The 21,554-nt window shown below is 67.0% G+C and carries 19 protein-coding genes; 10 read left to right on the top strand and 9 right to left on the bottom strand.

All coding sequences use genetic code 11. From position 1 onward, the window contains the following. Positions 1 to 701 precede the first annotated feature (701 nt). Positions 702 to 2,444, bottom strand: a complete 1,743-nt coding sequence (dnaA, locus tag MDN94_RS07815; RefSeq protein ID WP_482725169.1) for a chromosomal replication initiator protein DnaA — start codon at positions 2,442 to 2,444, stop codon at positions 702 to 704. 360 nt (positions 2,445 to 2,804) lie between these two features. Between dnaA and rpmH the strand changes: the two genes are divergently transcribed. The 9 genes from rpmH (at position 2,805) to MDN94_RS07770 (ending at position 9,686) form a co-directional block, all read left to right on the top strand. After that, a complete protein-coding gene (gene rpmH, locus MDN94_RS07810) occupies positions 2,805 to 2,942 on the top strand; it encodes a 50S ribosomal protein L34 (protein WP_014047156.1) in 138 nt (45 codons plus the stop codon). Between the two features lie 18 nt (positions 2,943 to 2,960). Beyond that, positions 2,961 to 3,332, top strand: a complete 372-nt coding sequence (rnpA, locus tag MDN94_RS07805; RefSeq protein ID WP_005314963.1) for a ribonuclease P protein component — start codon at positions 2,961 to 2,963, stop codon at positions 3,330 to 3,332. Next, complete coding sequence (gene yidD, locus MDN94_RS07800) at positions 3,329 to 3,691, top strand: membrane protein insertion efficiency factor YidD (RefSeq protein ID WP_441263334.1); 363 nt, start codon at positions 3,329 to 3,331, stop codon at positions 3,689 to 3,691. Before rnpA ends, yidD begins: the two co-directional genes overlap by 4 nt. A gap of 3 nt (positions 3,692 to 3,694) precedes the next feature. Then, positions 3,695 to 4,993 carry a membrane protein insertase YidC gene (yidC, locus tag MDN94_RS07795; RefSeq protein WP_482725168.1) on the top strand — a complete coding sequence of 433 codons (1,299 nt, stop codon included), beginning with the start codon at positions 3,695 to 3,697 and terminating at the stop codon, positions 4,991 to 4,993. 12 nt (positions 4,994 to 5,005) lie between these two features. Next, positions 5,006 to 5,518, top strand: a complete 513-nt coding sequence (locus tag MDN94_RS07790) for a Jag family protein (protein WP_453455766.1) — start codon at positions 5,006 to 5,008, stop codon at positions 5,516 to 5,518. Positions 5,519 to 5,630: 112 nt separating this feature from the next. Then, complete coding sequence (gene rsmG / locus MDN94_RS07785) at positions 5,631 to 6,347, top strand: 16S rRNA (guanine(527)-N(7))-methyltransferase RsmG (protein ID WP_482725167.1); 717 nt, start codon at positions 5,631 to 5,633, stop codon at positions 6,345 to 6,347. Between the two features lie 233 nt (positions 6,348 to 6,580). Further along, positions 6,581 to 7,654 (top strand): ParA family protein, encoded by a 1,074-nt coding sequence (locus MDN94_RS07780; RefSeq protein ID WP_482725166.1) that lies wholly within the window; start codon positions 6,581 to 6,583, stop codon positions 7,652 to 7,654. After that, positions 7,651 to 8,751, top strand: a complete 1,101-nt coding sequence (locus MDN94_RS07775; RefSeq protein ID WP_482725165.1) for a ParB/RepB/Spo0J family partition protein — start codon at positions 7,651 to 7,653, stop codon at positions 8,749 to 8,751. The genes MDN94_RS07780 and MDN94_RS07775 overlap by 4 nt, the downstream gene beginning before the upstream one ends. A 317-nt stretch (positions 8,752 to 9,068) precedes the next feature. Then, entirely contained in the window at positions 9,069 to 9,686 is a 618-nt protein-coding gene (locus MDN94_RS07770; protein ID WP_189473151.1) for a GNAT family N-acetyltransferase, read from the top strand. Between the two features lie 75 nt (positions 9,687 to 9,761). Here MDN94_RS07770 and trxA read toward each other — a convergent pair whose 3' ends face one another. The 7 genes from trxA to MDN94_RS07735 all read right to left on the bottom strand — a co-directional run bounded on the left by trxA (position 9,762) and on the right by MDN94_RS07735 (position 19,308). Next, entirely contained in the window at positions 9,762 to 10,094 is a 333-nt protein-coding gene (trxA, locus tag MDN94_RS07765; RefSeq protein ID WP_100108089.1) for a thioredoxin, read from the bottom strand. 58 nt (positions 10,095 to 10,152) lie between these two features. Continuing rightward, the gene (trxB, locus tag MDN94_RS07760; protein WP_159689842.1) at positions 10,153 to 11,127 is read right to left on the bottom strand and encodes a thioredoxin-disulfide reductase; all 975 of its coding nucleotides are present in this window, start codon (positions 11,125 to 11,127) and stop codon (positions 10,153 to 10,155) included. A gap of 124 nt (positions 11,128 to 11,251) precedes the next feature. Further along, positions 11,252 to 12,157 (bottom strand): anti-sigma factor, encoded by a 906-nt coding sequence (locus tag MDN94_RS07755; RefSeq protein ID WP_482725164.1) that lies wholly within the window; start codon positions 12,155 to 12,157, stop codon positions 11,252 to 11,254. Then, positions 12,154 to 12,858 carry an RNA polymerase sigma factor SigM gene (gene sigM / locus MDN94_RS07750; RefSeq protein ID WP_441263328.1) on the bottom strand — a complete coding sequence of 235 codons (705 nt, stop codon included), beginning with the start codon at positions 12,856 to 12,858 and terminating at the stop codon, positions 12,154 to 12,156. The genes MDN94_RS07755 and sigM overlap by 4 nt, the downstream gene beginning before the upstream one ends. Positions 12,859 to 12,885: 27 nt before the next feature. After that, a complete protein-coding gene (locus tag MDN94_RS07745; RefSeq protein ID WP_482725163.1) occupies positions 12,886 to 14,640 on the bottom strand; it encodes a protein kinase family protein in 1,755 nt (584 codons plus the stop codon). Positions 14,641 to 14,790: 150 nt separating this feature from the next. Continuing rightward, positions 14,791 to 16,935, bottom strand: coding sequence for a murein biosynthesis integral membrane protein MurJ (gene murJ / locus MDN94_RS07740; RefSeq protein ID WP_482725162.1), 2,145 nt, complete (start codon positions 16,933 to 16,935; stop codon positions 14,791 to 14,793). A 45-nt stretch (positions 16,936 to 16,980) separates the two neighbouring features. After that, on the bottom strand, positions 16,981 to 19,308 hold the full coding sequence (locus MDN94_RS07735) for a DUF6049 family protein (protein WP_482725161.1): 2,328 nt from the start codon (positions 19,306 to 19,308) through the stop codon (positions 16,981 to 16,983). 179 nt (positions 19,309 to 19,487) lie between these two features. Here MDN94_RS07735 and MDN94_RS07730 point away from each other — a divergent pair, with 179 nt between their 5' ends. Beyond that, a complete protein-coding gene (locus MDN94_RS07730; protein WP_482725160.1) occupies positions 19,488 to 20,954 on the top strand; it encodes a CCA tRNA nucleotidyltransferase in 1,467 nt (488 codons plus the stop codon). Between the two features lie 92 nt (positions 20,955 to 21,046). Here the strand turns inward: MDN94_RS07730 and MDN94_RS07725 are convergent, their stop codons facing one another. Continuing rightward, complete coding sequence (locus MDN94_RS07725; protein ID WP_482725159.1) at positions 21,047 to 21,553, bottom strand: LppU/SCO3897 family protein; 507 nt, start codon at positions 21,551 to 21,553, stop codon at positions 21,047 to 21,049. Between the last annotated feature and the right edge of the window lies 1 nt (position 21,554).

Below are 21,554 nucleotides of genomic sequence, written 5' to 3'. Positions count from 1 at the left end.
TGGCAAGAGCTGCCCGGCGGTCCGGGCTCGAGTTGTGCACAGGGCCTTCTTCGAAGCGAATTCCCCGGTAACTCTAGGTGGGAGTAGTAGTAGGGGCTGTGGAAACGGTGGATAACGTCGTTTGCCCAGGTCAAGCCCGCTTTTTTGTCCACTGCGCCTGTGGGCGGTGACCGTGGACAACCGGGCGCTTCTGTGGACACGCGAAAGTTCTGCACACCCGATGCACAGGCCCCAGGGACTTCTCCCCAGTCCCGTCCCCAGCTTTACCCCGGTTCCCCACAGGCCAACCGACCTCGTTGGTGTGACGGCTTTCACTCAACGCGGTGAGCGGGTGTGTTTCGTTGCCGAACAGTGGACAGGGGTGTGGAGAAGCTGTGGGCAACGGGCCGTTGCCTGTGGGGCGGCGGTGGACAACGACGATCACAGCCTGTGGATGTTTTCCGTGTCCACAGTCTGTGGAACTTGGTTTGCCACAAATCCCCAAGGTGCTGACCTGGGTGGACGGCCCGGTGATCGGTATGCCTGTGGACCGGTCGTGGACAACTTCCTGGTCCCCAGGCTGTGGACGGAAGAATCCCGGCTCCACTGTGGAGAACGGCTCGACGCCGGCTCGAAATCGAACAGAGCGGTGGGGGTGAAACGGCTGAGGGCGCCCCGGGAACCGTCCCGGAGCGCCCTCAGGAGCCGTCGTGGCCGGCTTGTCAGCCGTTCTTGATGCGGTTGGTGAGCTCGGTCACCTGGTTGTAGATGGACCGCCGCTCCGCCATGAGGGCCCGGATCTTCCGGTCCGCGTGCATCACCGTCGTATGGTCCCGGCCACCGAACTGTGCGCCGATCTTCGGAAGCGACAGATCCGTCAGCTCCCTGCACAGGTACATGGCGATCTGCCTCGCCGTCACGAGCACCCGGCTGCGGGAGGAACCGCAGAGGTCCTCGACCGTGAGCCCGAAGTAGTCCGCGGTGGCCGCCATGATGGCGCTCGCGGTGATCTCGGGAGCCGCGTCCTCTCCGCCGGGGATCAGATCCTTCAGCACGATCTCGGTCAGCCCCAGGTCCACCGGCTGCCGGTTGAGGGACGCGAACGCCGTCACGCGGATCAGCGCGCCCTCGAGCTCACGGATGTTGCGTGAGATGCGGGAGGCGATGAACTCCAATACCTCCGGAGGGGCGTTCAGCTGCTCCTGGACGGCTTTCTTCCGGAGGATCGCGATGCGCGTCTCGAGCTCCGGGGGCTGCACGTCCGTGGTCAGGCCCCACTCGAACCGGTTGCGCAGCCGGTCCTCCAGCGTCATCAGCTGCTTGGGCGGCCGGTCGGAGGACAGCACGATCTGCTTGTTGGCGTTGTGGAGGGTATTGAAGGTGTGGAAGAACTCCTCCTGTGTCGACTCCTTGCTCGCGAGGAACTGGATGTCGTCGACGAGGAGGATGTCCACGTCCCGGTAGCGCTTGCGGAAGGTGTCGCCCTTGCCGTCCCGGATCGAGTTGATGAACTCGTTGGTGAACTCCTCCGAACTCACGTACCGGACGCGGGTGCCCGGGTAGAGGCTGCGCGCGTAGTGCCCGATCGCGTGCAGCAGGTGCGTCTTGCCGAGTCCCGACTCCCCATAGATGAAGAGGGGGTTGTACGCCTTGGCCGGAGCCTCGGCGACAGCGACGGCCGCGGCGTGTGCGAATCGGTTGGAGGCGCCGATGACGAAGGTGTCGAACAGGTACTTGGGATTGAGGCGGGCTTGCGGCTCGCCGGGACCAGGAGCCGGTGCCGGCTGTGCGCCGAGCGGTCCGGGAGCTCCCGAAGGGCCGCGGTGCGGAGCCTGCGGCTCCTGCATCGAGTGCCGCTCCGGACGTGAGTCGTACTGCCGACGCTCCGGCGGCTGCGGCGACCGGTAGTCGTGGTCGGGCTGCCGCTGCGGCGGGGAGGCGTAGGGGTCGCGTTCCTGGAACCCCCCGAGCCGCGGCTGCTGCCACGACAGGTCCTCCTGGGTACGCGGCCAGGAGCCCGGCTCGGGCCGCTGCTGGTACTCGGGGTAGGCGGGTCTGGCCGTCGGGAGACCGTCGTCGGAGGAGCGGTGGCCGTAGGTGTCGTACGGATCTCCGGGCCGGGGCTCGTCGTGCTGCGGACCTTGGTACCGGGGCTGCTGCTGCGGAGGGCCTTGGGGCATCGGCCCCTCGCCGACCGAATCGTCGACGGTGATCGCGATCCGGATGGGGCGGCCGCACTCACGGCTCAGCGTCTCGCTGATGAGGGGAGCGAGTCGGCCTTCGAGTACGCGCTTGCCCCATTCATTGGGGACGGCGAGCAGTGCGGTGTCGGCGACCAGGGCGAGCGGCTGGCAGCGCTCGATCCACTGTTTGTCCTTCGGCTCGACGCCCTGCTGGCCCTCATCGAGGAGCTGCTCGAGCACTCGTGGCCACACTGCGGCAAGATCGGCAGGTACGTCAGCCACAAGGCACGCTCTCTCACAGGTCCCACGAATGTGTGGTTCTCGGGACGGGATGGGAAGACAGGCAGGAAACGAATCCAAGTTCAGCCACGGTAGTCAGGGCGACCCGCGTGGTTCAAGTTGTTGTCCACAGCCTGTGCACAGTGGACCACGCCATAGGGTCGGTTTGACCGGATGGCGTAGCCGCGCGTACCGTGACCAGGTCGAGTTGTCGATGGCTGCTGCCGCCTGCCTCCGATGGGCAAAGATCACGATCTGTGATTGTGAAGCGGTGCACACGGGCGTAATCGCGAGCTTCTCGTGGGCGCACGGTGACAGCCAGGCGATGTCCCGCCGTCTACGAATCATTTCTGGAGCCCCCGAGTGAGCAAGCGCACCTTCCAGCCGAACAACCGTCGTCGCGCGAAGACCCACGGTTTCCGCCTGCGCATGCGTACCCGTGCCGGCCGCGCCATCCTGGCGAACCGCCGTGGCAAGGGTCGCGCCAACCTGTCCGCCTGATCGCGTACAGGTCATGACGTGCTGCCTACCGAGAATCGGCTGAGGCGGCGCGAGGACTTCGCGACTGCGGTACGGCGGGGACGCAGGGCAGGCCGCCCGCTTCTCGTCGTCCACCTTCGCAGCGGCACAACGGACCCGCACGCGCCTGGGGAGAGCGCCTCCCCGACGTGTGCGGGTTTCGTCGTGAGCAAGGCTGTGGGCGGTGCTGTGGTCCGCAACAAGGTCAAGCGGAGACTGCGCCATCTCATACGCGATCGGCTCTCCGAGCTGCCCCCCGGTAGCCTGGTGGTCGTACGGGCGCTGCCCGGCGCGGGTGACGCCGAACATGCACAGCTGGCCCGAGACCTGGACGCCGCTCTTCAGCGGCTGCTGGGAGGGGGCGCGCGATGAAGTACCCGCTGCTGGCTCTGATCAAGATCTATCAGTGGACGATCAGCCCGCTGCTGGGGCCCGTCTGCAGGTACTACCCGTCGTGTTCCCACTACGGATACACGGCCATCGACCGGCACGGCGCGGTCAAGGGCACGGTACTGACCGCCTGGCGCATCCTGCGGTGCAATCCGTGGTCGCCGGGCGGGGTGGACCACGTGCCTCAGCGCAAGCGCCCGCGGTGGCACGAAATGCTGCGTGATGCCTTGCGCGGCGACAGCAAGGGCGGGGACGCCGCCGTTGATCTGCCTGCCCCGGGATCGGCCTCCGCATCCCAGGGCCCGGCCGCAGAGACCTCGCCCAATGCTCAAGGAGCCTGATTAGTGGACACGATTGCCAGTCTCTTCAGTTTTATCACCACGCCTGTCTCGTGGATCATCGTCCAGTTCCACAGTCTCTACGGGGCGATCTTCGGCCCTGACACGGGATGGGCCTGGGGACTGTCCATCGTGTCGCTCGTGATCCTGATCCGGATCTGTCTGATCCCGCTCTTCGTGAAGCAGATCAAGTCGACCCGGAACATGCAGGCGCTCCAGCCGAAGATGAAGGCGATCCAGGAGCGCTACAAGAACGACCGACAGCGTCAGTCCGAAGAGATGATGAAGCTGTACAAGGAGACGGGCACCAACCCGCTCTCCTCGTGCCTTCCCATCCTGGCCCAGTCGCCGTTCTTCTTCGCGCTGTACCACGTGCTCAGCAAGATCGCCTCGGGTGACGAGATCGGGGTGCTCAACAAGGACCTCGTGAACAGCGCGCGTGAGGCGCACATTTTCGGTGCTCCCATCGCTGCGAAGTTCATGGACGACCCGGCGAAGGTCGAGGCGCTCAACGCCTCCCTGACCGACGTCCGCATCGTCACCGCCATCATGATCATCCTGATGTCGGCGTCGCAGTTCTACACCCAGCGTCAGCTGATGCAGAAGAACGTCGACCTCACGGTCAAGACGCCGTACATGCAGCAGCAGAAGATGCTGATGTACATCTTCCCGCTGATTTTCGCCGTCATGGGCATCAACTTCCCCGTCGGTGTCCTCGTCTACTGGCTGACCACCAACGTGTGGACCATGGGCCAGCAGATGTACGTGATCAACCAGAACCCCACCCCGGGCAGCAAGGCCCAGGACCACTATCTGCAGCGGCTTCTCAAGAGCGTCACCGCCCACGGCGAGGTCCGCTCGCGGCGCAAGCGCAGTGTCGTCCAGGCGATCGTGGCCAAGGGGACGGACCGCAACGACAACGAGCGCCGGTTCATCTCCGGTCTCGCCAAGGCCGGCCTGGCCGCGCAGGCGGACGGCACGGTGACCAAGAGCGAGGCGGCCGTGGCCGAGGCCGAGGGCGGCCCCGCACAGAGGCGTCAGCAGCCCAAGCGCCAGAGCAAGTCCAAACGCCAGACCACGACGGCCCAGCCGGGTGCCGCCAAGGGTTCCGACGCCGCCGGCGCCACTGCCAAGACCTCCCTGGAAAAGGACAAGCCGGCGGAGGGCCGCTCCAGAGCCGGTTCCTCCCAGGGCGACGCCAAGCAGGGCGCCGGCGGCGGCAAGGCCACCGGTTCCGCACGCCAGCCCAAGTCCGGACAGCGCAAGGGCCCGCAGCGGCCCAAGCACCCGTCGTCCAAGAAGTAAGAAGGAGCATCCGTGACGGAAGGCACCATCTCCGCCGCCGCCGAGGGTGGCGACACCCTGACCCGCCTCGAGCAGGAAGGGGAGATCGCGGCCGACTACCTCGAGGGCCTGCTCGACATCGCAGACCTCGACGGTGACATCGACATGGATGTCGAGGCGGACCGTGCTGCGGTTTCGATCATCAGCGACACTGCCAGCCGCGACCTCCAGAAGCTCGTCGGCAAGGACGGTGAGGTTCTGGAGGCCCTTCAGGAGCTGACGCGTCTGGCCGTGCACCGGGAGACGGGCGACCGCAGCCGACTGATGCTCGACATCGCCGGCTTCCGGGCGAACAAGCGCACCGAGCTGGCCGAGCTGGGCGCGAAGGCCGCCGCAGAGGTCAAGAGCAGCGGTGAGCCGGTGAAGCTCGACCCGATGACGCCGTTCGAGCGCAAGGTCGTCCATGACGCCGTCGCGGCGGCGGGGCTGCGCAGCGAGTCCGAGGGCGAGGAGCCTCAGCGCTTCGTCGTCGTGCTCCCTGCCTGACCGCTTTGTTCTGTCGGCCCCGTCTGTTCGCAGGCGGGGCCGATCTTTGTCAGCCTGTTAATCAGCCACCACAGTCCGCATTGCGGCAGTGCGGTACGGAAGGACGGTCCCCGTGACGGAGGCAGCACAGCTTCCCCAGGCGCCCGAGGCGGCACGGAAGGTGTTCAAAGAGCACTTTCCCGAAGCCGTGCGGTACGCGGAGCTGCTCGCGGACGCCGGGGTAAAGCGCGGTCTGATCGGGCCGCGTGAAGTGCCGCGGCTGTGGGAACGGCATCTGCTGAACTGTGCCGTCCTCTCGGAAGTGGTGCCGGAGGGCGTGACGGTGTGTGACGTCGGCTCCGGTGCGGGACTTCCCGGGATCCCGCTGGCGCTGGTGCGACCGGATCTGAAGATCACTCTTCTGGAACCGTTGCTCCGCAGGACGAACTTCCTGCAGGAAGTCGTGGAGCTGCTCGGTCTGGACCACGTGACCGTGGTGCGTGGACGGGCCGAGGAGGTCCTCGGGAAGGTTCCTCCGGTGCACGTGGTCACGGCGCGGGCAGTGGCCCCGCTGGACCGGCTCGCCGGTTGGGGCGTCCCTCTGCTGCGGCCCTACGGCGAGATGCTGGCTCTCAAGGGCGACACTGCCGAGGAAGAGATCCAGGGCGCGCGTGCGGCTCTCAGCAAGCTGGGTGTCGTGGGGACCTCGGTCCTTCATGTCGGTGAAGGCCTCGTCGATCCGCTGTCCACAGTTGTGCGGGTGGAGGTCGGGGAGAGTCCGGGTGGTGTGAGGTTCGCCGCAAAGCGGGCGAAAGCTGCCCGCACCAGTCGTACGCGCCGTCGTCGCTGAGCCATACACGTTGCCATACGTACTGATTTCGGAGTGTCGCCCCGGTCTGGTCATGTGGCTTGGGCATCGTGTTTCACGTGAAACGTCGCTCACTGCTGCAGGGAATCATCAGCCGCGGCCGTGCGGCCGCCCCGACCAAGGGTCGTAGGCCCCTCTTGAGGGCTACAGAGTTGTCCACAGAGGTGGATTCCTCCACAGATCCACGGGGCTCGCTGGTTCGCGACCCCGAAAGCATGGCAGGCTCTGCTCATTGCGAGCCTGATGTCGAGGAGAGTGAATCCTTGCGGTCCGACGCCAACATCGCGGGACCGATGACCGATCCGGTCCCCGGTCCCCGTACCGAGTCCGCGGGGGACGATGTTTCACGTGAAACACCGCCCCCCATGGATGACACCCCCATCGGCCGTGCTGCTCAGCTGGCCGTGGAGGCGCTGGGGCGTGCCGGTGAGGGTCTGCCCCGACCTGAGCAGACACGCATCATGGTCGTTGCCAACCAGAAGGGCGGCGTAGGCAAGACGACCACCACGGTCAATCTCGCTGCTTCGCTCGCCTTGCACGGCGCGCGCGTTCTGGTGATCGACCTGGATCCGCAGGGAAACGCCTCGACGGCTCTGGGGATCGATCATCATGCGGAAGTTCCCTCGATCTATGACGTCCTGGTGGAGAGCAGGCCGCTCGCCGAAGTGGTCCAGCCTGTCCCGGACGTCGAAGGACTCTTCTGCGCCCCCGCCACCATCGATCTCGCCGGTGCGGAGATCGAGCTGGTGTCGCTGGTGGCGCGGGAGAGCAGGCTGCAGCGGGCGATCCAGGCCTATGAGCAACCGCTGGACTACATCCTCATCGACTGTCCGCCCTCGCTGGGCCTGCTGACGGTCAACGCGCTGGTCGCCGGCGCAGAGGTGCTGATCCCCATCCAGTGCGAGTACTACGCGCTGGAGGGGCTGGGCCAGTTGTTGCGCAACGTGGACCTGGTGCGCGGCCATCTCAACCCGGCCCTGCATGTCTCGACCATCCTGCTCACGATGTACGACGGCAGGACCCGGCTTGCCTCGCAGGTCGCGGACGAGGTGCGCAGTCACTTCGGCGAAGAGGTACTGCGTACGAGCATCCCGCGTTCGGTGCGTATTTCGGAGGCCCCGAGCTATGGGCAGACAGTGCTGACCTACGATCCAGGGTCCAGCGGTTCCCTGTCGTATCTCGAAGCCGCGCGTGAGATCGCGCTGCGTGGGGTCGGCGTGCAGTACGACCCGCACCATGCCCAGGTGGGCCAGAACAGCCAGCAGAATTTGTCGGAGGGGATCCAGTGAGCGAGCGACGTAGAGGATTGGGGCGTGGGCTCGGTGCGCTGATTCCTGCCGCTCCGCAGGAGAAGCAGCCGACTGCGTCGGGACCGGAGTCGTCTCAGGGGTCGTCCCCAGTGCTGACTGCGGAACGAGGGGTGGCGGCGGCAAAGGTCGCCACGTTGCCCGCAGCGGTGGTCACACCGCAGGCGGGTGCTCCCGCCCACGAGGGGGAGGCCGCAGGCACTTCGGCGAGTGCTCCGGCTGGTGCGCACTTCGCCGAGGTGCCGCTCGGTGCGATCACGCCCAACCCGCGTCAGCCGCGGGAAGTCTTCGATGAGGACGCCCTCGCAGAGCTGGTCACGTCAATCAAGGAAGTGGGGCTCCTTCAGCCCGTTGTCGTGCGGCAGTTGGGCCCGGACCGCTATGAGCTCATCATGGGTGAGCGTCGCTGGCGGGCCTGCAGGGAAGCCGGTCTCGAACGGATCCCGGCGATCGTCCGGGACACCGATGACGAGAAGCTGCTGCTGGATGCCCTTCTGGAGAACCTGCACCGGGCCCAGTTGAATCCGCTGGAAGAGGCGGCGGCCTACGACCAGCTGTTGAAGGACTTCAACTGCACCCACGATCAGCTCGCGGACCGCATCGGGCGTTCTCGCCCGCAGGTGTCCAACACGCTTCGCCTGCTCCGGCTTTCCCCGCCCGTCCAGCGCCGGGTCGCGGCTGGAGTGCTTTCTGCCGGGCACGCCCGAGCTCTGCTCTCCGTGGACGACTCTGAGGAGCAGGACCGGCTGGCGCACCGGATCGTCGCCGAGGGTCTGTCGGTCAGGGCCGTCGAAGAGATCGTGACGCTGCTGAACTCGAACCCCAAGACCGCGCCCAAGCCGAAGGGTCCCCGTGCCGGCACGCGGCTGTCCCCGGCGCTCACGGACCTTGCCTCTCGGCTCTCGGACCGCTTCGAGACGCGAGTGAAGGTCGACCTCGGTCAGAAGAAGGGGAAGATCGTTGTCGAGTTCGCCTCGATGGACGACCTTGAGCGAATCCTCGGGACACTGGCCCCCGGTGAAGGACGCGTGCTGGAGAAGGGACTCGGCGAGGGACCTGCCGAGGACAACGAGGCCTGAGCCTTCAGCTCGGAAGTGTCGAAGCTGTCTGAAGGGGCGGGTGGGGTTCCGGAGCACGGAACACCACCCGCCCCTTCGGCTTGGCGCGGTATCCGTGCCGGGGTCGGGTGGATACGATGCGTTCTGGTATGACGCATCCTCCTTGAGCCACTTCGGAAAGAGGGCAAGGCCATGCGATCGGTGAGCTGCGGCCAACTGGTGACGGCAGGCCTGGGCCTCGGGGCGGTGAGCGGCTTTGTCAGCAGCTTCCTCCTCGAGCGGAGCAGGCTGGCAGATGCTCGCAGCGCGGCACACGAGGGAAGTGAGGAACAGCCTCCATGGGTCGTCGGCTCGTACCGCTCACGCTGGACAACCTTTCGGACCTTCCCAAGCGTTGCCGTGCGTGCGTCTTCTGGGAACTTGACCCGGTCAGCGGTGAAGCCGCAGTAAAGGCCGGTACCCCTGAGCTCGAGAAAGAGGCCTGGATCTCGGCCGTACTCCTCGAGTGGGGGTCCTGTGGTCGCGTGGTCTACGTGGACGAGGTTCCGGTGGGCTTTGTTGTCTATGCCCCGCCTGCCTACGTACCGCGCTCCACTGCCTTCCCGACGAGTCCTGTGGCGGCTGACGCGGTCCAGTTGATGACCGCGTGGGTCATGCCCGGCTATCAGGGGCAGGGTCTCGGGCGGGTCATTGTCCAGACGGTCGCCAAGGACCTGCTCCGCCGGGGCTTCCGTGCGATCGAGGCATTCGGCAATGCCCGGTGGCAGGAGCCGGCCTGTGTCCTGCCGGCCGACCATCTCCTCGCAGTCGGCTTCAAGACGGTCCGACCACACCCCACATATCCCCGCCTGCGATTGGAGCTGCGCACGACACTCTCCTGGAAGGAAGATGTTGAGCTGGCTCTGGACCGTCTGCTGGGAGCCGTACAGAAAGAGCCGGCGCTGCGGCCTCTCTGACTGCGCACGCGAAAACGGGCCCACCCCGAGAGGGATGGGCCCATTCGTGTTTCACGTGAAACAGCGGAGGCGTTTCTACTCTCCGATGAAGCTCTCAAGGTCGCGGACGATCGCGGCCTTCGGCTTGGCGCCGACGATGGTCTTGGCAACCTCGCCGTTCTGGTAGACGTTCAGCGTCGGGATCGACATGACGCCGTACTTGGCTGCGGTGGCCGGGTTCTCGTCGATGTTGAGCTTCACGACCTGGATCTTGTCGCCGTGCTCGGCCGCGATGGCTTCGAGGGACGGCGCGATCTGGCGGCAAGGACCGCACCACGCGGCCCAGAAGTCCACGAGCACAGGCTTGTCGCTCTTGAGGACGTCCTCCTCGAAGGAGTCATCAGTCACGTTCTTCAGGGCGCCGGCCACGGCGGCCTCCTTACTTCTCTGCGAGGTGTGGGGTGGAGTTGGGTGGTCCAAAGGTGGGTCAGACCACGGGGGTCTTCTCCGGCTCGGCCGCCTTCTCGCTGTCCGAAAGAGCGGCGAGGAAGCGCTCGGCGTCCAGGGCGGCGGCGCAGCCGGTCCCGGCGGCCGTGATGGCCTGACGGTAGGTGTGGTCGACCACGTCACCGGCGGCGAACACTCCGGTGACATTGGTGCGGGTCGACGGGGCGTCGACCTTCAGGTAGCCCTCGCCGTCCAGCTCGAGCTGTCCCTTGAACAGCTCGGTCCGGGGGTCGTGCCCCACCGCGATGAACAGACCCGTCACCGCGAGCGGGGACTTCTCGCCCGTCTTGGTGTTGTTCAGGGTCAGACCCGAGAGCTTCTGGTCACCGTGGATCTCGGCCACCTCGCTGTCCCAGGCGAAAGAGATCTTCGGGTCGGCGAAGGCCCGCTCCTGCATGGCCTTGGAGGCCCGCAGGGTGTCACGTCGGTGGATGATCGTGACCGACTTGGCGAAGCGGGAGAGGAAGGTGGCTTCCTCCATCGCTGTGTCGCCACCGCCGACGACAGCGATGTCCTGGTCCTTGAAGAAGAAGCCGTCACAGGTCGCGCACCAGGAGACACCACGGCCGGAGAGCACGTCCTCGTTGGGAAGGCCGAGCTTGCGGTGCTGGGAGCCGGTGGTGACGATCACGGCCTTCGCGCGGTGAACGGTGCCGGCCGTGTCGGTCACGGTCTTGATGTCGCCGGTGAGGTCGACGGACACGATGTCGTCGGGCACGAGCTCGGCCCCGAAGCGCTCGGCCTGGGCACGCATGTTGTCCATGAGGTCGGGCCCCATGATGCCGTCGCGGAAGCCCGGGAAGTTCTCCACCTCGGTCGTGTTCATCAGCGCACCGCCGGCGGTGACAGCTCCCTCGAACACCAGCGGCTGAAGCGATGCCCGCGCGGTGTAGAGCGCGGCTGTATAGCCCGCGGGCCCGGAGCCGATGATGATCACGTTACGGACGTCGCTCACGGGTTTGTTCCTCGTCTCTGCAGACTGCCTACTGCCTACGGGGCGGCTTCATGGACTCTCACCCCACCCAACGGATCCTACGGGGCGTGCATTCCCTTGAAGCCGGAGCGGCACAGACGATGTCTCAAGGGCGGGGATAGGACTCCGTGAGGAGCAGCTCTCCGGGCGAGTTCGCCGCGCCATCCACGCATGCCGCATCGACGACGTACGCCTGGACCTGAGTGCTGTCCTTGGCGTGTGTCATCAGGACGAGGTAGGCGTTGACACCTTCGTATGTGCCCCGCTCAGCGGCGATGGGGCCGTCTGTACGGCCGGTCCCCTGCTGAATGCAGGCAGGCACCGCGGCGTCCGGAGCGTCCTTGGGCGACATCGTGTTGGGATCGCTCTGGAGGGAGGGCGCCTTCTCGATCCTGGGCTCTGCCTCATGTGTCGGTGCGGCCGCCAGCAGGGACTGGACCCGACTCCCGAGGGTGCTGCCGGAGAACTCCGCGTTGCCCCGCGCCGCGGAGCTCACGCTCGTCTCCTTCTTGGCAGCGGAGGCGTCGTTGGCGGTATTCGTCTGGGCCGACTGGAGAAACATCACCCCGACACCTACTGCGGCGGCGCCGAACACGGCGCCCAGGACGGCAGCGCGTCGACTACGTGCCCGGCCGTTCCGCCCCGGACCGGTCGCCGCGCGGGAGTGCCCTGCCGGCCGGGCGGATGTCGAAGAATTTTCTGCTGCGGGCGAGCGCAGCACTGTTTCACGTGAAACGTGCTCGCGATCTTCAGGTGCCGTGGCTTGGAGCAGAGCCTCTGCGGCCAGCGCCGCATCGATTCGGCCGGCGATATCGGCGGGCATGCGGGGAGGACCCGGCAGGGTGCCCAGCAGGCCACGGATCTCTTCCAAAGACGTCTGCACGTCGGCGCACAGCGGACAGTCGTCGAGGTGGAGGCGCACCTCTGCCGTGCGTGCGGGCGGGAGAAGTCCCTCGGTGAGGTCGGAGATTTCCGAGACGTGCGGGTGCCCAGTCGTGTCGGTCGATGTCACGCGCGCCCACCTCCGCCCTTCACTGCCGCAGGGTCACTCGGCCCTGTCTCTCTTGGTCCCGACGCCGGTGGGACGGATGTCCCCGGCGTCCGGTTCCTTCCCATGGTGAGGTCGGTGTTATCCCCGGCCTGACCACGCAGATGCGTGAGCATGGGCAGGAGACGTGCGCGGCCCCGGGCACAACGGCTCTTCACCGTTCCTGTGGGGACATCCAGGAGACGGGCGGCTTCGGCGACCGGATACCCCTGCATGTCCACGAGCACCAGCGCCGCACGCTGATCGACCGGGAGTTTCGCCAGGGCGGCCAGGAGCTCCCGGTGGAGGTCGTGACGCTCGGCGGGAGCCTCTGCCGACTCGTGGGGCTCCAGGAGCTGCTCCAGACGCTCCGTGTCGTCCACGGGCGAGGTCTTACGGGAGGCGGCCTTCCGCGCCCGGTCGAGGCAGGCGTTGACCGTGATGCGGTGCAGCCATGTCGTGACGGCCGACTGACCGCGGAAGGTGTGTGCCGCGCGGAAGGCCGAAACGAGTGCGTCCTGCACCGCGTCGGCGGCCTCCTCACGGTCTCCCAATGTGCGCAGCGCCACGGCCCACAGCCTGTCGCGATGGCGACGCACGAGCTCGCCGAAGGCGTCGGGGTCCCCGTCGACGTGGCGTGCCAGCAGATCCTGGTCGCTTACGTCTCCGAGTGTCGCGTCGTCCAACGGTGAGCCCCCTCCCATGCCTCCGTGTCAGCCGGTGAAGGCGACGTCCGTGATGCCCTGCTTGTAGCCGGGATCGCTGTACTCGTCCTGCGGTGAGTACGGCATCGCCGTCATCCAGATCAGCACGTACCGGCTCTTCACCGGCTCCTTGGCGGTCACCTTCAGAGTGGAATCGCTGGTACGACCGGTTGCGATCTGCTTCATCGAGCCGACCGGACCGGACGGATTCAGCGAATCAACGGCATAGACGCTGATGGTGGTGTGGTCTCCGCCGTAGCGCAACGCTATGGACGCGCCGGCGACGTCTTTGTCGGAACCGAGGTCGTAGACGATGCCGACGCCCTGCTTCACGGACGGCACCAGGTCCGGTCCGTCGAAGTAGCTCCGGCTCCGCCAATAGGTGGTGCTGTCCGAGTCATGAGTGGCCCCGACGTTGTTCGGGTTCTGCGGCGACCCGTCCGGTGCGTACTCCTGGGCGCCCTGGATGGCGAGAGGCACGGGCGCGTCGGGCTTGTCGCCGCCCTGGTTCGTGGTCTCGGTCTCCGAGGTCTTCGGCTCCTCGGAGCCGTTGCGGTTGTCCAGCAGCTTGTCGGCGACCTGCCAGCTACCGAGTCCGAGAGCGGCAATGAGGAGTGCCGATACGGCCCACTTGAGGGCCTTGCCCGTCCGGGTCTGCAGGGGCGGCGGCGGTGTCGGCGTCGGCTGGGTGGTGCCGACTCCCGGCATGGCAGCGGGCCGGGCGTAGCTGCCCTGCTGATAGGTGGTCCGCTGGTACTCGGGCGGTGCCGTGAAGGCCGGCTCCGGCGGGCGGATGCGCGGCATTGCAGCGACGGCCTTGGCCAGTTCGTCCGGTGTCGTGCACGGCGGTTCCTGGCGGGACGCGGTGGCGCCGTCGTTGACCAGAGCCCGCATGGCCAGCTCGGACAGACCGCGGTGGACGCCGGCCCGCACCTGGTCGGGAGCGACCAGGCCGACTCCCTTGGGGAGGCCGGTGAGGCCGTACGCGTCGTTCTCGTAGGGCCAGCGCTGCGTCAGCGCCGCGTACAGGAGGGCACCGATGGCCTCGGTGTCGGTGCGCTGGGGGCCGTCGACGGAGATACCGCGCAGGGCGGCGTTCACCGCCAGCCCGCGGATCCGGTACTGCCCCGTCGAAGTGCGCAGGACAGCCCCGGGAGTGAGCCTCAGGTGAGCGAGTCCCTCCCGGTGGGCCGCGGCCATCGCCTGGGAGACCTGGTCGACGAGCTGGTACGCGTCGTGCGGCTCGAACGGGCCGGCGGCCAAGAGGGCCGTCAGCTCGACGGCGTCGGGCAGCCATTCGTGCACGACGTAGACGAGGTCGTTCTCCTCGACCGCGTCGAGGACCTGGACGAACCGCGGGTCGCCGAGGAGGGCCGAGGACCTGGCGGCCGCCAGCACCGAGCGTGCTCGGGGGTGGTCGGCCGGCAGGATGTGCACGCCGACCGCGCGCCGGAGCTTCTCGTCGACGGCGCGCCAACTGCTGAAACCGTCCAGACGGGTGACGCACTCCTCGAGCCGATAGCGTCTGGCGAGCTTGTGGCCGCTGTGCAGTTCCGGCGTCGAGTAGGACGGTTCGCCGCCCTGCCGTTCGTCGTCCCTGTCGAGCACGGCCTTTTCCGCCGCGCCTTGAGAGCCCGCTGCCGGAGACTCTGCCGTCTGGGTGTCTGCCGCCCCGTCGGTCGTGGCCTTGCCCGCCTTCGCGGTCAGCGGTTCGTCCCCGCCGTTGTCGGCCACGTCGACGGCAGCCGTGCTACGTTCCGCCACCGTCGTTCCTGCCTCCCCATCCGTTGCGCCATGTCCAACAGCCATGCCAATTGTGCCCACAGTCCGACGCTATGCACGACACACGGCGTCCGACGATGGTTGTGCGGGACCGGCCCGCAGCCCGACCGTCGGGGTACTTGTGACGACCGTCTAGCGGCCGAGCCGGCCACGGACCATGCCGACCATGGCGTTGAGTTCCTCGATCCGCATCCGCTTCGCAGCCACGAAGAAGACACCCAGCAGTGCGATGCCGCCGGCCACGAGCGCGACCATGGAGCCCCCGGCGCCGCTGCCGAGTCCCTTCAGGATGCCGTAGGCCACGGCGCCGCCGACCACCGCCGCGGGAACGGACGCCATGGACAGCCGGGCATAGGTGCGCATGACGTGAGCGCCGTCCAGGTCGCCGCCGAGACGGTTCTTGAGCCTCCGCCAGGCGACGCCGACACCGACGGCGTAGGCGAGGCCATAGGAGGCGGCCATGCCGACCACGGCCCACTGGGCGGGCAGCAGCACGTAACAGAGGGCAGAGGCACCGGCGTTGACGACGGCGACGATGACGGTGTTGTAGAAGGGCGTCCGGGTGTCCTCGTAGGCGTAGAAGCCACGCAGCACCACGTACTGCACGGAGTACGGGATGAGGCCGAGTCCGAAGGCCATGAGGATGAAGCCCATGCCCCGGGCCGCCTCGGTACCGGTGGAGGCGAAGAGCAGCGTCGACATGGGCAGGCCGAGCGCGAGGAACGCGAACGATACGGGAACGATGGCGACGGCCGAGTTGCGGAGACCTTGGGAGATGTCGTCGCGTACGGCACCGGGATCGTTGTCGTGGGCCGCACGGGAGATGCGCGGCAGCAGGGCGGCCATGACGGAGACGGTGATGATGGCCTGCGGCATGCCCCAGATCAGCTGGGCGTTGGTGTAGGCGATGAAGCCCGCGCCCTGCTTTCCGGACGCCTCACCCGCAGCCGTGGCGAGCTGGGTGACGACCAGAACGCCGGCCTGGTTCGCCAGGACGAACAGGACGGTCCACTTGGCCAGCTTTACGGTCTTGCCGAGCCCGTGCCCCTTCCAGTCGAACCGGGGACGGAAGCGGAATCCTGTCTCCCGCAGGTACGGGATCATCGCCAGAGCCTGGACGACGAGACCGAGAAGCGTCCCGATGCCCAGCAGCCGGACCCCCTCAGCGGGAATCGTCTGCACACCCATCTGGGATTCGGCGGAGGTGCCGTACACCCAGATGAACAGCCCGAAGGTGGTGATCATGACGATGTTGTTCAGGACCGGGGTCCACATCATCGCCCCGAACCTGCCGCGGGCGTTGAGGATCTGCCCCATGACCACATGGACGCCCATGAAGAAGATCGTGGGCAAGCAGTAACGGGCGAACGTGACCGCGACGCTGTTGGCCGCCTGATCGCTCGCGATCGTGTCCGACATCAGCCGGATCAGCAGCGGTGCCGCGAAGATGGCGAGCGCGACGATCGCGCCGAGCGCCACCATCACCAGCGTGAGCAGACGGTTGGCGTAGGCCTCGCCGCCGTCATCGTCGTTCTTCATCGCACGGACCAGCTGCGGAACGAAGACGGAGTTGAGCCCGCCGCCGACCGTGAGGATGTAGATCATCGTCGGCAGCGTGTAGGCGACGGTGAACGTGTCGCCGAGGAGCGCGGCGCCGAGAGCTGCGGTGATCACGAGACTGCGTACGAAGCCCGTGAGGCGGGAGACCAGGGTTCCGGCCGCCATCACGGCACTCGACCTCAGAAGTCCCGCAGCCCGGCCCGTGGGCTTCTTCGGGGCAGGCGGCGCCGGCACCGGTTCGGAGGCGGGCGGCGGCACCGAGGACTGCTGGTCCTTGTAGAGGTGAGCGAAAGCGTCAGGCTCCGGCTTCTCCTCGCCGGCCCGCGTGACCAGGTCGTCGACCCCGGTGAACTGTGTGGTCCGCGCGTCGTCGCCGTATGGGAGGTGCCGGGAAGGGCCCTCGGGCTCCGGTGGCGGTGCCTGCGCCCAGATGCGGGGGTCCGGGGCGTACTGGGGCGTCGCCGGCTGCTGGTAGAGCGGCTGCGGCTCCTGGTAGGTGCCCGGGGGCGGCGGCGGGTGCGCGGAGCGGTCGTAGAACGCCTCGTTCACCGGGTCCTGGGCGGAGAGGTCCTGAGCCTGGAAGGGATCCGGGGCGTAGGCGTCCTGGACATAGGGGTCCTGCGTATACGGGTCCGACGAGGGCTGCTGGGGCGGGAAGGAGCCTGCAGGGTCACCGCCCGCGCCCTGACCACGGTCACCGTCGTACGGCGCGTTCATGACTACCCCACCTCATCGTCCCCGGCCGACCGGCCACGACATCGCTCAACGGTCCACTTTCTCACCAGCGCCGGACGGGTTGCCGCTTTCCGGTCCGGTGTCAGGGGCGAGGTCACTCGGCTGCCCTGGATCCGAGCCGCTGCCGCCACCCTCCGTGTCCGGAGCATCCGACGTCACGGGGTCTCCGGCCTCGGCGGTTTCCGCGGCGGCAGCGCGCTTGCGCTGGGTGTACATCCTGATGCCTGCGAGGACGAGCAGGAGAACACCGCCTGCGAGGACGAGCATGACGGTCGGAGTGATCTCGGAGACCCTCACCGTGAACGACATCTCGGGGCCGTACGGTGTGCCGTCCTTCGTGAAGAGCTGGGCGGTCATCTGGACCTGACCGTTGGCATTGGCGGCGGCCGGGAACTTCACCGACTGGCTGTGGCCTCCCTCGACCTTGATCGGCTGCTCCGCCATGCCCTCGTCCCCATCGAAGTGGAGACGGTTCGGGTTGTTGGACTTCAGCCGCAGCACAAGGTCGTCGATGCCCTGGACCAGCTGGTTCTGCACCGTGACCGGGATGGTCGCACTGCGACCGGAGAGGGTCACATCCGACTTCTCGATCAGCCGGACCTCTTCGGTGAGGTTCCGCAGATACGACTGGACCTCGTCGCGGTAGCGCTGAGCAGCTTCAGGCTTGCCCCGCCACGCCGTCGACAGCTCACGGTCGATCGCCCTGCCGAAGGGGGCTTCGACCCGGTCGGCGAAGGTGAGGACGACCTTGAACTTGTCCAGTGTGCTCTGCGTCTCGCTGATGTCCTCGAATGCCTCGACCGGCAGCTCCTGCCGGCGCAGCGCGGCGGGGTACTGGGAGGCACCGGGCACCTTGGTGTTCGCCTCGGCGTCCGGTTCGGCGGAAGCAGCCGCCACCAGGTCCAGCGGCTGTGTCCAGCGCTTGGGCTCGAGAGCACGCAGTGCGCGGGCCATGGACTGGGCCTGGGCCACTGTGGGCACGCGCTGCGGAGCGACCACGATGCTCCGCTGTTTCTCGGGGTCCTGTAGGGCGAGGGCCAGCGACTGTGCGAGGAATTTCTGTACCGCGAGCGTGGAGTCGCCGGCGTCCGTCATGTCGCCCTGGAAGGCGGTCGACAGGCGGGTGTCGGCGACCACGGCCGTGGTGCCGCCACCGATGGGACGGGCCGCCGTGGGGGTGTACGACAGATTGTCCTGGAGGCTGTCGCTCCGTGCGATCACCTTGTGTGCGCCGGCCGAGGTGGCCACGTCCACGATCGACGAGTCGATCGCACCGTCCACCGGCCAGGCGAAATCGACGGACGGCTTCACATGGAGGATTGTCTCCACTGTGATCTCCGCAACTTGTGTGGCCGGCTGCAGATGGCTGAGCGAACCGGAGACCGACTTGCCGGTGTGCGCCAGCGAGGCGAGATCCGGGTCCGCGAACGGGAGAGCAACGACCTTCTTGCCCTGCACTGCGGCTTCGACAGAACTCAGCCATCGCTTGGCGACGGCCTGGTTCCTGCCGGCCACCGTGGAGTCCCCGCTCTTGACCCGGTAGCTACGTGTCATGGCGTCGACGGTGGCCAGAAGGTCCGGGTCGATGACCCAGGTGACCGGCAGCTCCTTGCCGAGTGACACCAGCTGGTCGAGCCGCCCGCCGGGAGCGAGCTCGGCAGCCAGCGCCTCGTCCTCGAAGACGGGGGTCTGCTGTTCGTCCGAGCCGGTTTCCGACGTGAGGTGGGTCGAGGAGATCAGCGGCCAGAGATAGGTGAGTCGTGTCTTCTTCTCCATGGCCCTTGGCTGCCAGGGAAGGAAGGTCCGCTCGATGCCGAGGACGCGCTCGAAGGACTGGCTCGAGGTCTGACCCGTCAGGGACACACCGAGCTCGTATACGCCGCCGTTGTCGTCGAGATCGAGCTTGTCGGCGGGCACCGAGAGCTTGAAGTCGTAACTGATACCCGAGGCGAGCTTCGGAAGGTCGACGCTGTACTTGTCGTCGACCGTCGGGCCGTCCACACCGTAGGTGTAGCCGGTCCTCTCAGCGGCCCGGTCGATGCTTGTTCTGCCGGCCAGCTTGGGGCCCACCCGGAGATCGACATGTGCGCCTGTAATCGTCCGCGGGCCCTCGTTGACCACGGTCCCCGAGACCGTGATCGTGTCGTCCTTGCCGGGCGCTTCGGGCGTCACCGTGTCCAGCGACACATCCACGGTGCGGGATCCCGTGGGTTCCGCGGCCTGAGCCGCGGGTGCGGCCTGGCCGCACAGCAGTCCGGTCAGGAGTGGCACGCCGGTGATCAGAAAGGCTGTGCGACGCAGCCACCGGCGCGCAGGAGAACTACGCATCCCCTGGAAGTCTGCCGCCTCGGCCACGCGCTCGCCCGTCCCTCGTCGTCTGCTGTCCTTGGTGGTTCTCTGCTCTTGCGTCCACGCATGGTAACGAGGCCCGCTGTGTTCAAGTGCCGCGGAGTGCCCCACAAGATCGGAACGGACCGGCGAGGCACCGGAAACGGGGACGACCCGGTCGGCCCGGGCACGTACCCTTTTCTGTTGTGCCGAACGCCAATGAAGACAACCCCACTGCCCTGAGCCAGGCGCAACACCGCGCGGTAAGCGAACTGCTGCGGGTGTCACCCGTCGCCGACGACCTGGCGCGCCGTTTCCAGGATGCCGGATTCAGTCTTGCCCTGGTCGGCGGGTCGGTCCGCGACGCGTTGCTCGGTCGGCTCGGCAATGACCTCGACTTTACGACGGACGCCCGTCCCGAGGATGTGCTGAAGATCGTCCGGCCATGGGCGGATTCGGTGTGGGACGTCGGTATCGCCTTCGGCACGGTCGGTGCTCAGAAGGCCGGACGCGTCGGCGACGCGGTTCAGCCCTTCCAGATCGAGGTGACGACGTACCGCTCGGAGGCATACGACCGGACGTCACGTAAGCCGGAGGTTTCCTACGGCGACTCCATCGAGGAGGACCTGGTCCGGCGTGATTTCACGGTCAATGCGATGGCCGTGGCGCTGCCGGCCAAGGAATTCATCGATCCCCACGGTGGCCTCAAGGACCTTGCCGCGAAGTTCCTGCGCACGCCCGGTACACCCGAGGAGTCCTTCTCCGACGACCCGCTGCGGATGATGAGGGCCGCCCGATTCGCCGCGCAGCTCGACTTCGAGGTGGCGCCGGACGTCGTCGCTGCCATGAAGGCGATGTCGGAGCGTGTCGAGATCGTTTCCGCCGAACGGGTGCGTGACGAGTTCAACAAGCTGCTCCTTTCCGGACAGCCCCGCAAGGGACTGTCGCTCCTCGTCGATACCGGCCTTGCCGCCCACGTGCTGCCCGAGCTGCCGGCGCTCCGTCTGGAGAGTGACGAGCACCATCGGCACAAGGACGTTTACGAGCACTCGCTCACCGTGCTGGACCAGGCCATCGCCCTCGAGGAGGACGGGCCCGATCTGGTGCTCCGGCTGGCCGCGCTGCTGCACGACATCGGGAAGCCGAGGACTCGCCGCTTCGAGCAGGACGGCCGGGTCTCCTTCCATCACCACGAGGTGGTGGGCGCGAAGATGACCAAGAAGCGCATGATGGCGCTGAAGTACTCGAACGAGATGGTCAAGGACGTCTCGCGGCTCGTGGAACTGCACCTGCGTTTCCACGGCTATGGAACCGGTGAGTGGACCGACTCCGCGGTGCGACGGTATGTGCGCGACGCCGGACCGCTTCTGGACCGCCTTCACAAGCTGACCCGCTCCGACTGCACCACGCGGAACAAGCGGAAGGCAGCAGCCCTCTCACGGGCCTACGACGGCCTCGAGGACCGTATTGCCCAGCTTCAGGAGCAGGAGGAGCTGGATGCCATCAGGCCTGACCTGAACGGTAACGAGATTCAGGAGATCCTGGGTATCGGCCCTGGCCCGGTGATCGGCAAGGCGTACGCGTTTCTCCTCGAGTTGCGGCTGGAGAACGGACCGATGGAGCGCGACGCTGCCGTTTCGGCACTCAAGGGGTGGTGGGCCAAGCAAGGCTGAGCGTGAAACGGCGCGATGTTTCACGTGAAACATCGCGCCGTCGACACGAGCCGAGCGGGCTTGTTTCACGTGAAACAAGCCCGCGGGAGCGGCTACTTCTTGATCTCGTTCAGGCAGAGCACGAACGACTTGCCAGAGCTGCGCCGTCCACTGGTCTGCTCGTAGTAGCCGATGTCGGCCTTGCCTTCGCAGATCGTCTGGTCCGTCGTGTCGCTGTGCACGGAGACCACCTTGTAGGCCGCCTCGGTGCCGCCGCAGTCGACGACCTCCAGATCCGGGTTGATGTCGTTACCGCTGTTCTTGAGGCAGTCGCCCGCCTTCGCTGTGTCGGCATCGTCGCGGCCCATGAACCAGAACACCGCGAAAGCGATGACGGCCAGAACGCCCACGACTATCTGGAACTTCTTCTTGAGGCTGAGGCCACCGCGAGAGGGAGCAGGGGGTGGCGTCGGCGCTGTTCCCCACTGCTGCGGCTGAGTCTGTCCGTAACCCGGCTGGGGCTGCTGCATGTGCGGCTGCTGCGGGTAGCCGTATCCCGGCTGCGGCTGCTGGGGCGGCTGTCCGTAGGGGCCCTGCCCCTGCTGCGGCGGATAGGTCATG

This window comes from Streptomyces sp. WAC00040, assembly GCF_056835925.1.
The sequence above is the reverse complement of the archived record's forward strand: the minus strand, read 5'-3'. Positions and strand labels throughout refer to the sequence as shown.